Annotated in this window: 9 protein-coding genes; 2 read left to right on the top strand and 7 right to left on the bottom strand. The window is 59.2% G+C overall.

Annotation, left to right across the window (positions count from 1 at the left end; genetic code table 11):
* Positions 1-196: 196 nt before the first annotated feature.
* Together GBM95_RS09855 and GBM95_RS09850 are read left to right on the top strand one after the other, a co-directional pair.
* Positions 197-559, top strand: coding sequence for a helix-turn-helix domain-containing protein (locus GBM95_RS09855; protein ID WP_152158942.1), 363 nt, complete (start codon positions 197-199; stop codon positions 557-559).
* Positions 560-565: 6 nt separating this feature from the next.
* Positions 566-1,237 carry an IS630 family transposase gene (locus GBM95_RS09850; protein WP_226963267.1) on the top strand — a complete coding sequence of 224 codons (672 nt, stop codon included), beginning with the start codon at positions 566-568 and terminating at the stop codon, positions 1,235-1,237.
* Positions 1,238-1,560: 323 nt separating this feature from the next.
* On the opposite strand, the gene feoB is transcribed toward GBM95_RS09850, so the two are convergent.
* From feoB to GBM95_RS09815, 7 genes are all read right to left on the bottom strand, one after another.
* Complete coding sequence (gene feoB / locus GBM95_RS09845) at positions 1,561-3,942, bottom strand: Fe(2+) transporter permease subunit FeoB (protein WP_193222656.1); 2,382 nt, start codon at positions 3,940-3,942, stop codon at positions 1,561-1,563.
* Between the two features lie 92 nt (positions 3,943-4,034).
* Complete coding sequence (locus GBM95_RS09840) at positions 4,035-4,262, bottom strand: FeoA family protein (protein WP_152158939.1); 228 nt, start codon at positions 4,260-4,262, stop codon at positions 4,035-4,037.
* Positions 4,263-4,280: 18 nt separating this feature from the next.
* Positions 4,281-4,517, bottom strand: a complete 237-nt coding sequence (locus tag GBM95_RS09835) for a FeoA family protein (protein WP_152158938.1) — start codon at positions 4,515-4,517, stop codon at positions 4,281-4,283.
* 481 nt (positions 4,518-4,998) lie between these two features.
* Positions 4,999-5,382 (bottom strand): hypothetical protein, encoded by a 384-nt coding sequence (locus tag GBM95_RS09830; protein WP_152158937.1) that lies wholly within the window; start codon positions 5,380-5,382, stop codon positions 4,999-5,001.
* A gap of 20 nt (positions 5,383-5,402) precedes the next feature.
* Positions 5,403-6,023 (bottom strand): HMA2 domain-containing protein, encoded by a 621-nt coding sequence (locus tag GBM95_RS09825; protein WP_152158936.1) that lies wholly within the window; start codon positions 6,021-6,023, stop codon positions 5,403-5,405.
* A 17-nt stretch (positions 6,024-6,040) separates the two neighbouring features.
* Positions 6,041-8,536 (bottom strand): heavy metal translocating P-type ATPase, encoded by a 2,496-nt coding sequence (locus GBM95_RS09820; protein ID WP_152158935.1) that lies wholly within the window; start codon positions 8,534-8,536, stop codon positions 6,041-6,043.
* 398 nt (positions 8,537-8,934) lie between these two features.
* Positions 8,935-9,243, bottom strand: a complete 309-nt coding sequence (locus GBM95_RS09815) for a hypothetical protein (protein ID WP_152158934.1) — start codon at positions 9,241-9,243, stop codon at positions 8,935-8,937.
* Positions 9,244-9,719 lie beyond the last annotated feature (476 nt).

The raw sequence follows: 9,719 nt of genomic DNA, 5'->3' as shown, positions 1-9,719 counted from the left end.
CCTGTTTTACGAATGAGAGTACCCTCTATGCACAGGCGGCCTGACCCCAAGCGCCACACAGCACCATCCGTCAACTATTAAATACCTTTGTTAATAATAACAGAGCCGCAAAATACTTGATGATCGTATACTGGTGTTGCATAATTTATAAATAGATTGTGAACATAACGCCTACGCTTCCATTGACGGCCGCAAGATGACTCCTGATGCTCAGCAGGAACTTCGCCGCCGCTGCGTCATTTACTTCCGCGATGGCGTCAAGCGTGCTGAAATCGCCCGACGCTTAGGATTGTCCCGACAGTGGGTTACCCTTGTCATCAAGGTATATCAGACCGAGGGATTCGAGAGCGCCGTAGCCGGCAAGAAACGCGGCATGAATGAAGCTGCGGCCCAAGACAGAAGGCTCCTCACCCGAGAAGAAGAACAAAAGGTCGCGGGCTGGATTATCGACAAGAACCCTGCCCAAATGAAGTTCGATTTCGCCTTGTGGACTGCCAGGGCCGTGCGGAAGTTGATCCATCAGGCGCTCAAGAGGGATCTTTCCATGTCGACGGTATGACGGTACCTGCGCTCATGGGGCATGACGCCGCAGCGTCCGAAAAAGAAAGCTATTCAGCAGAATGATGCCGCGGTGAAGCAGTGGCTCGGAACGGATTATCCGGCAATTGCCGAACGCGCCAAGAAGGAAAATGCCGCGATCTTCTGGGAAGACGAGACCGCCGAGCAGCAGGATGCCAATTGGGTTCGCGGCTATGCGCCGCGCGGCTGTACGCCGACGATCCTGCATGATCGCCGTGCCTGCTATGGCGCGCCCGTCATGATTTCCGCGGTCAACAACCAGGGGCTTCCCGCCTTTGCATTTCAGCGCTCCGCTGTGCGCCGCTATTCCTTCATTCGCTTTCTGCACCGACTGATCAAGGATTACCGCAAGGAGGGGCGCACGCTCTTCGTCATCTGCGACAACGGCAAGATCCATCATGCGAAATTGGTTCAGACCTGGTGCAGAAAGCATGAAGCTGAAATCGAGCTCTTCTTCCTGCCCGCTGATTCGCCTGAGCTGAATCCGGATGAAATACTAAACCGCCAGCTCAAAACGGAGCTGCGTCAGAAAGGACCGAAGAATCACGAGGAGACGTTGGCGCTTACGAAGGAAATCACTGCCAGCCTCAAAGAGCAGCTGGAACCGATTCGAGCTTGCTCCCAAAATGAGAGCCCCCTCTACGCGAGAGCCGCATAATCGACATACGTCATGTATTTATTGATCTAGTTAATAACGACTTTTGGCTCGCTCTCCCAATTGAGACGCCTCACATCCGCTTCCTGTTCGTCGGACTGGCTATTTGCTATCGGCTTCCTTCATCAGATCGTTGCCTCCCTGACTCTGCCGAGTCGCTAGACCTCCCCCTTCTCGGGCGGCCAGTGCACTTTCACCACATAAACACACGTGCGCTGCCGGGCGCACCCAAAAAAACGCTCCCGACAGAATCTGCCGGGAGCGTTCGATTTTTCTGAGGGGAGGCGGTCAGGCAGCGCGAAGCTTTTTGACCGTCTCTATCTCAATCAGCGGGCCGAGTGAATCGGGATCACCTTCGGGGCGTTCTCCGCATCCTTCTTGGCGAAGGACTTCATCCAGAGCCACATGCCGTAGATGATGGCGAGAGAAACCACGATGCAGATCGCGCTGTAGGCCGGGGCTTCGCCGAAGTTGACGACGCGGTAGAAGATCGTCGCGGCGGTGTAGCCGAGGACGCAGCACCAGGTGCCCGAGAAGATCGTCCAGGCAGTGCCGACTTCACGCCAGACCGCAGCAATGGCCGCGCAGCAGGGCATGTAGAGGAGCACCATCAGGAGGTAGGCAAAGGCGCCGGAGGAAGAACCGAAGAAGGTCTTGATCGTGTCGATCGTGCCGGTCGAAACTTCCTGCTCTTCAGCAGCAGCGGCTTCGTCGGAGAGGTCGCCCACGCTGATGCCCATCGGGTCGGCAAAGGCGGAGCCGAGATCCTTCAGGTTGTCCCACGTGGTCGAGAGCGCTTCGTCGAGGGTGGCCGAGAAGGACCAGCCTTCTTCTTCCTCAGGAGCGGCTTCTTCAGCAGGAGCGCCTTCAGCAGCAGCCTTTTCGGAAGCAGCTTCAGCGGCCTTCTGAGCGGCGATGCCGTCATAGAGGGAGTTCAGGGTACCAACCACGGCTTCCTTAGCGAAGATGCCGGTGAAGATGCCCACAGCGGCAGGCCAGTTCTGTTCCTGAATGCCCATCGGCTGGAAGATCGGAACGATCGTGCGGCCGATCGACGAGAGGACGGAGTTTTCGCTGTCTTCATTGCCGAAGGAGCCGTCCTTGCCGAGGGAGTTGAGGAAGGCGAGGCAGGCGACGATGACCACAATCACCTTGCCGGCGCGGAAGAGGAAGGTCTTCACGCGGTCCCACGTACGGAGCATCACGCCCTTGAAGGTCGGGATGTGGTACGGCGGAATTTCCATCACGAAGGCGGAAGCCGCACCCGGAAGGGCGGCGCGCTTCAGCATGAAGCCCGTCAGAATTGCCGCGCAGATGCCGATGATGTAGAGGAGGAACACGAGGTTCTGGCCGTTGGTGGGCCAGAAGGCCGTCGCGAAGAGGACGTACACCGGGAGGCGGGCGCCGCAGGACATGAACGGAGCCATCAGAACCGTGATGATGCGGTCGGAGGCGCGGTCCATCGTGCGGGTGGCCATGATGGAGGGCACGTTGCAGCCGAAGCCGACGATGAGCGGCACGAAGGCCTTGCCCGGAAGGCCGAGGGCGCGCATCAGGCGGTCCATAACGAAGGCTGCGCGGGCCATGTAGCCGGAGTCTTCAAGGACGGCGAGGAAGAGGAAGAGGAAGAAGACGGGCGGGATGAAGGTCGAGACCGTCTGGAGGCCGCCGCCGATGCCGTTGGCAAGGAAGACGGTGAGCCATTCGGGGCAGCCGATGCTCGAGAGGAGCTCGGAGAAGCCGTCAACCATGACGCCGCCCACGAGAATATCGAAGAAGTCGATGAAGCAGCCGCCGAGGTTCTGCGTGAAGAGGAACATCACGTACATGATGACGAGGAAGATCGGGAGGCCGAGCCAGCGGTTGAGCACAACCGCGTCGATCTTATCCGTCATCGTGGCGCTTGCTTCGCCCTTGCGCACGACCGCCTTTTCGGCAATCGCGGAAACGAAGGAGTAGCGCGCATTGGCGATGGCGATGTCGAGGTCGCCGTCATACTTGGCGTCGAGGTCGGCAACAACCTTCTCAACCTTCGAGAGGTCGATCTTCGGGAGCTTTTCAGCGAGGCCCGGAGCCTTTTCCATGAACTGGCTGGCGAACCAGGGAGCGCGTTCAACGCCTTCAGCCTTGAGGTCGGCGGCAACCTGAGCGATGCCGTCCGTAATGGCCTTGTCGAATTCGACGGCCATCGGCGGAACCACGGGGTTCGCGAGGAAGCTGACGAGCGTGTCCTTCACGTCGTTCAAGCCTGTTTCGCGCGAGGCGACGATGCCGACCACCGGGCAGCCGAGAGCCTTCTGAAGCTCATCGAGGCGGATTTCCATGTGGTGCTGCTTGGCGATGTCGAGCATGTTCACGACGACGATCATCGGAACGCGCATTTCGATGAGCTGAGCCGTGAGGTAGAGGTTGCGCTCGAGGTTCGAGGCGTCGACGATGTTGATGACGGCTTCGGCTTCACCCGAGAGGATGTAGTCGCGCGCGACGCGTTCGTCTTCGCCCGACGAAGCCGCCGGGGTGATGGAGTAGATGCCCGGAAGGTCGACGAGCTCGATCTTGGCATCCTTGTATTCGAAATTGCCGGTCTTCTTATCGACCGTCACGCCGGGCCAGTTGCCCACGCGCTGGCGGGAACCCGTCAGCGCGTTGAAGAATGTGGTCTTGCCGCAATTCGGATTGCCGACCACGCATACGATGTGCTGGCTCATTTCAGATTCCAGTATGGATTTGAATGCGTTCTTTTTCTGATGGATAGACGGACAGCTGAGGGTTCCGCTGCCGGTATCTGAATCAAACTCGATTAAATCTTCTCGACTTCCATCAGAGTGGCTTCATCGCGGCGAACGCTGATGAAGCTGCCGCGGACTCGAATTTCAATCGGGTCGCCGAGGGGAGCGATGCGGACGACATCAAAGGTCGTGCCAGGGGTGGCTCCGAGCATGACAAGACGACGGCGGTATTCAGGATGTTCCTTGCCGAAGCCGACGATTTTGCCCTTGGAACCAACAGGAAGTTCCTTGAGATACATGGTGTCCTCGATTCTTATTTAGTAAACGTAGATTTTCTGGGCCACTGCGTAATTGACGGCAATGCGCCCGTCTCCTACTGCAACGAGCAGGGGTTCGTCGCGGGAAACCTGCAGCACCCGAACAACACTGCCAAGGCGCATGCCAAGGTCAGCGAGATGCGCGATTTCCGCATCGTCGAGTTTCAGGCGCGCAACGGTGAAGGGAGTCTTCAACTCCACATCGGCGAGTTTTCGGATTTGTTTGGGCTCCGTCATTTACGTAGGGTCCTCCTTCTATTGATTAGACATCGACATACTACTGAGAATCTTTCGCGTTTTCAAATTCAGATACATTTTTACTGTCAGCCGCTCGTTTTCGTACCTCCGGATAGGTTATGGAAGCGACCGCGGGAAAGACGATTTATTGCGCGATAACTCATTGAATTTAAATGAGAATCGTTTATTTTTGAAGCGCAGAAGGAAGTGCCGCCGGAGCCGGGCAAAAAGAGTGTTTACCCGCTTAAGGTTTGTAAGTTTCCGGAAATATTTGCCCGATATCAAAATAGGGGTAGGGCTCTGATTGCGGGCCTGAGCGAAAAGAGAAGCTTTTTGCTCGAAAAACAATCTGAATGCTGTTGAAGCGGCAATATTGAGCCGTTGGCGCAAAAAGAATGGGTCTTCTCAGAAAGACGGCGGGAATGCGTCGTCGTCGAAAGGCAACGTCCGCGCTGGGGGAGAGATGAAAGCGAGACTGCCGTCACCGGCCGGAGTTCTTTTCTTCTGCCGGTCGTTCGGCAGGAACGCCGGGATTGGCTGAAGCATCAGCCTCTGGTGCGGCCGTATTTGCCTGGGACTCCTCTTCGGGAGCAGCGGCGCGGGAATGGATGAAGGATTGGACGAGATTCCCGGCGCTGTCGACGATTGCCTGCATGGCGGCAATCCAGGCATCAATGCGCTCGATAAGAAGCGAAAACGTTTTTCTCGCGTTTTCGGGCGCTGCAAGATAGAGACCCGCGGCGGCAAGGAGCGCCGCCGCGGCGATTCCAATGAGAAGCGCTCCGGCAAAGAAGAGTAGGGAAATCGCCGCCGCCGAAAGAAGGAGCGCGGCAAGTCCCTGCGTGATTCTGAGCCAGAGCTTCATGTGAAATCCTTTTTTCTTCCTTAGAGCACGCGGCGGTGCTGATAGAGATGGACGCCGAGGAAGAGAGTGTAAAGGACGCCGAGCCCGACATGAAGCGGGGTGCTCTTCACGAAGAGCGAGGCAAGCGATGCGCCGTATGCAGCGAGCATCAGGCGGTTCTGCGTCACGCGCTTCGTTCTGCCGCCCTTCTGCTGGTCGGGGGCAATGAGGGGACTCACGGCAAGGAGCGCCCGGCCGGCAGCGTCTTCAGCAGCGGCGAGCGCCGAGCCGGCAGCCTTCTTGGCCGAGTCCTTCAGGCACTTTTTCTGCGGCGCCTGAGCACCGGCCGCGGGCGCAGCCTGCGCTACGCCTTCAGGAGCGGCGCCCTCGTCGGAGACTTCCGCCTGAGCGTCGGACGCGTCTTCGGGGAGGAAGAAGGCCGCCGCCTGAAGCAGAGCCTCGGCATTCGTCTGCGATTCGTCCCAGGTGACGAGGAGCGAGCCCACGCGCGGGTTGATCGAGACGGAGGTGATGCCGTCGAAGCCTTCGACCATGTCGGCGATCACCTTCGCTTCATCGGCGGAAAGGCCTTTGAGCGACGCGTGGCGGATGCGGGCGCGGCCGTGAGTGACGGAACGCACGAAAGTACGGGGGTCAAGCATTTTTCTTATCCTTTCGTTTATTTCGCAGGGGCAGTGAAGGGAAGGTCGATCGGACGCTCGCTTTCAGGCGCATTGTTCGAGATCTTCGTGAGGGTGCCCCTCATGTTGGCTTCGATTTCCTTCACGGTTTCCGTGAAGCTTCTCGTCGTGCCGAGGGTCGGACGCATGGCATTCAGGCAGACGCCGATCGTGGTGGCGTTGTGAAGGAGCGCGCCCACGGCAGGCATCAGGACGCCCATGAGGCCGCCCGCGAGGAAGCCTGTGTTGAGGCTTACCGAGACGGCGAAGTTCTGGCGGATGCGGCCCATGGTCGCGCAGCCGAGATCAATCGCGGTCGGGAGGTCGAGGAGGCTGTTGCGGGTGAGAACGACGTCGGCCACTTCCTGAGCAATGTCGGTGCCGTCGCGAAGCGTGGCGCCCACATGCGCGGCGGAAAGCGCCGGCGAATCGTTGATGCCGTCGCCCACCATCAGCACGCGGCAGCCCTCGGCCTTGAGGTCGAGCACGTGACGGGCCTTGTCCTGCGGAAGGACCTGAGCGCGGTAGCCGTCGAGGCCGAGCTTCGCAGCGACGTGCGCGGCCGTGCGGTTGTCGTCGCCCGTGAGCATGAGGATGCGGCTGATGCCGCGTTCGCGAAGCGCCTTGATGGCGGCAACTGCTTCGGGACGAACCGGATCCTCAATGCCGAGGACGCCCGCAAGGCGGCCGCCGACGGCGAGGTAGAGAATCGATTTGCCTTCCGCGGCCAGGCGGTCGACGACTTCCTGAGCGGGATGGAGATCAACCTTCTCGTCGTCGCCCACGAAGTGGCGGCTGCCGAGAACGCACTTTCTGCCGCCGACGGACGAGCAGATGCCGTGCGCGACGATGTAGCGCACTTCAGTGTCGTGCTCCTCGTCGTTGTGGGAGATGCCCTTTTCCTGGGCCTGACGCACGATGGCGCGGGAGACCGGATGCGGGAAGTGCTCTTCAAGGCAGGCGGCAAGGCGCAGAAGCTCCTCTTCGTCGATTTCGTCGTGAATCGGCACGACGTCGGAGAGAACCGGAGAAGCCTGCGTGAGGGTGCCCGTCTTGTCGAAGACCACCGTGTCGACCTCGGAGAGGGCTTCGAGGTAGCGGCCGCCCTTCACGAGCACGCCCTTTTCGGTGCCGTTCTTCATGGCGGTGAGAATGGCGAGGGGCGTGGCGAGCCTCAGCGCGCACGAATAGTCGACCATCAGGACCGAGGCCGTGCGGGTGAGGTTTCTCGTGAAGAGGAAGACCAAGCCCGCGAGGAGGAAGTTGTAGGGGACGATGGCGTCGGCAAGGCGCTCGGCTTTGCCCTGAATGCCCGCCTTCGCGGCTTCGCTGTTCTGAATGAAGTTGACGATCTGGGAGAGCCTCGAGGCGTCGCCCAAAGCCGTCGGACGAATGTCGATTTCGCCGTCTTCAACCACGGTGCCGGCAAAGACGCTTCCGCCCGCCTCGCGGTGAACGGGGAGCGGTTCGCCCGTCATGGTCGCCTGGTTGACGGAGGCGTCGCCGGCAGTGACCACGCCGTCGACAGGAATGACGGAACCGGCGCGGACGACGACGAGGTCTTCCTTCGTGAGGGTATTGAGCTGCTTCTGGGAGAGCTTCCCGTCGGCGCTGCGGACCCAGACCTGATCGACCTTGATGGCGAGCTGGTCGGCAAGCGACGCGAGGGACTTCTTTCTCGTATAGCGCTCGAGCATGTCGCCCAGGCCAAGGAGCAGCGTGAGAAGCCCCACCGTTCCGAAGTCGAGCCTCAGGAGCGAAACAAGAATCGCAGAGGCGTCGAGCACCGAGACGTTGAGCTTGCCCTTGAAGGCATTCTTCACGCCTTCAATGAGATAGGGGATCGAATCAAGAACGGCGTTCCCGATATTGAGCACCATCGGGAGGAAGGGTCTCAGGAAGATGTAGCGGGCGAGGCCGGAGAAATCGAGCTCGGCATCCTCTTCCTTAAGCACGGGGGCTTCGCCCTCGTTGCGCTCAAGCGCCGCCTTCCCAAGCGCGGGTCCCACGCGCGACGCCTGAACGGCAGTGCGCGAGAGGCTGAAAAGCGCCGGGAAGATGCGGGCGAGCGCATCACGGACTTTCGAAAAGACGCGGAGCACCGGCATGTTGGTGAAACCCCGCTCGATCGCAAAGAAAGTCTGGCCGACGAGACCCTGCGGGCGCGAGCCCTCGGGGAACATTTCGCCCGAAACGAGCCGGGGCGCGGCTTCGCGCGCTTCCCTGCGGTCCTCGGCCACGACGAGCGTGCGGCCCGGACGGCGGATCGGGGGATTCGTTGCAAGGCTTGCGAAATATGCGGCGGTGCGCGCCTTCGTGGCGACGTCTTCAACGGTGAGCGTGACGCTACCCGTGAGGGGATTCACTTCAAGCCCCGTAACGCCGGGAACCTTCGTAAGCTCTTCGGCGATGATGACGCCGCTCGCGTGCGAGAGGGTGCCTCTGGTCTTCCAGCGTTCACGGTTGCCGACCGCATGCTTCAGATAGAACTGCATTTGTTGTTTGCCTCTGAAAAGCCTTCAAGCATGTCGCCCGATCCCTTTCGGGGGACCAGGCGCGCAGGCTTTGCGAAAAAAAATTGGCTCGTGCGAAGCGCCTTCCGGAAGGGAGCGGGGACTCCTCTTCAGGGGGGAAGGTTCTTCAATGGATATAGAGAAGCATTCTGCCTTGATTGAAGGCAAATGAGCATTATTTCGATTGAGAAAAAGCAATGCCCCGCTTGTCCGTAAACCGGCCATGCGAGGCATTGCGGCTCATGATCGCTCATCCGGGAGCGCTTCTGATGACGGAACCGCCGCCGCGGGGGCAACGGTTCTTCAGGTTCGCGGATGAGCGAAGGCGCTTCGAAGGCGTTTCAGCTTCTCTCGAGCCTCGAGCGTGGAGCGCGCGAGGATTAGTTCGCGGGCTTCACGGCCGGGCAGGCTTCAGCAACGACCGGGCAGGAGGCTTCTTCTTCAGCCTTTTCCTTGGCTTCGCGCTTTTCCTGGGACTTGACCTGGGCTTCAGCGACGACGTCGGCGAGGTCTTCCTTCACGCCTTCAACAGCGGCGAGCGCCTTGTCGCGAAGATCAATGCCGCTCGAGATGAGATCGGTGGCAAGGGGCTTCACGGAAAGCTTGCCGCGCGAGATGGCCATGGCACCGAGAGCGCCGACAGCGAGACCACCGAGGAAGAAAAGGCCGTACTTGTAGTTCTGGTTCATTTTTTACTGCTCCACGAAAGAATTAAATCAAATGTCGTAGTAAGGATTCATCAAATTTCGTCGGATTGCGGGGTCGTGAGCGTAAGGAACTTCGATGGATAGGGAAGCTTTAAAAGCTTCCGGACTGGCTGAATCCCGGGGAAATGGAGTCAGCCCGGAAAACCTTCTTCCGAAGACTTTCCGCATCGGTTCCCGGCTGGACTGCTCTTGGCGGCAGCCTTCCGACATGTCCTCATATTACCCCTACTATGAAAAGGCGGAAGCGCGGAAAAAACTGCACTAAGAACGATTCGCAATCAGAAAATGCCCTTAAGTTAAAACACGTACCAATAAATGCGAATTACTCCGATTCAAAACGGTAATATAAATGAAACATTAGGGGGCTTCCATAAATTCGGAAAGCCAGTTTTTCCACTTCGCCGACAGTACCCAAAACAACGCCGAGAGCCTCAGCACCGATCCGATGTTGAGGCTTT

It is taken from the genome of Sutterella seckii, assembly GCF_009183815.1.
GTDB classification, from domain to species: domain Bacteria; phylum Pseudomonadota; class Gammaproteobacteria; order Burkholderiales; family Burkholderiaceae_F; genus Sutterella; species Sutterella seckii.
The sequence above is the reverse complement of the archived record's forward strand: the minus strand, read 5'-3'. Positions and strand labels throughout refer to the sequence as shown.

What these genes read in the sequence shown, in the direction of transcription:
- GBM95_RS09855 (WP_152158942.1), top strand. Translation starts at nt 197, where the DNA reads ATGACTCCTGATGCTCAGCAGGAACTTCGCCGCCGCTGCGTCATTTAC.
- GBM95_RS09815 (WP_152158934.1), bottom strand. Translation starts at nt 9,243, where the DNA reads ATGAACCAGAACTACAAGTACGGCCTTTTCTTCCTCGGTGGTCTCGCT.
- GBM95_RS09820 (WP_152158935.1), bottom strand. Translation starts at nt 8,536, where the DNA reads ATGCAGTTCTATCTGAAGCATGCGGTCGGCAACCGTGAACGCTGGAAG.
- GBM95_RS09825 (WP_152158936.1), bottom strand. Translation starts at nt 6,023, where the DNA reads ATGCTTGACCCCCGTACTTTCGTGCGTTCCGTCACTCACGGCCGCGCC.
- GBM95_RS09830 (WP_152158937.1), bottom strand. Translation starts at nt 5,382, where the DNA reads ATGAAGCTCTGGCTCAGAATCACGCAGGGACTTGCCGCGCTCCTTCTT.
- GBM95_RS09840 (WP_152158939.1), bottom strand. Translation starts at nt 4,262, where the DNA reads ATGTATCTCAAGGAACTTCCTGTTGGTTCCAAGGGCAAAATCGTCGGC.
- feoB (WP_193222656.1), bottom strand. Translation starts at nt 3,942, where the DNA reads ATGAGCCAGCACATCGTATGCGTGGTCGGCAATCCGAATTGCGGCAAG.
- GBM95_RS09835 (WP_152158938.1), bottom strand. Translation starts at nt 4,517, where the DNA reads ATGACGGAGCCCAAACAAATCCGAAAACTCGCCGATGTGGAGTTGAAG.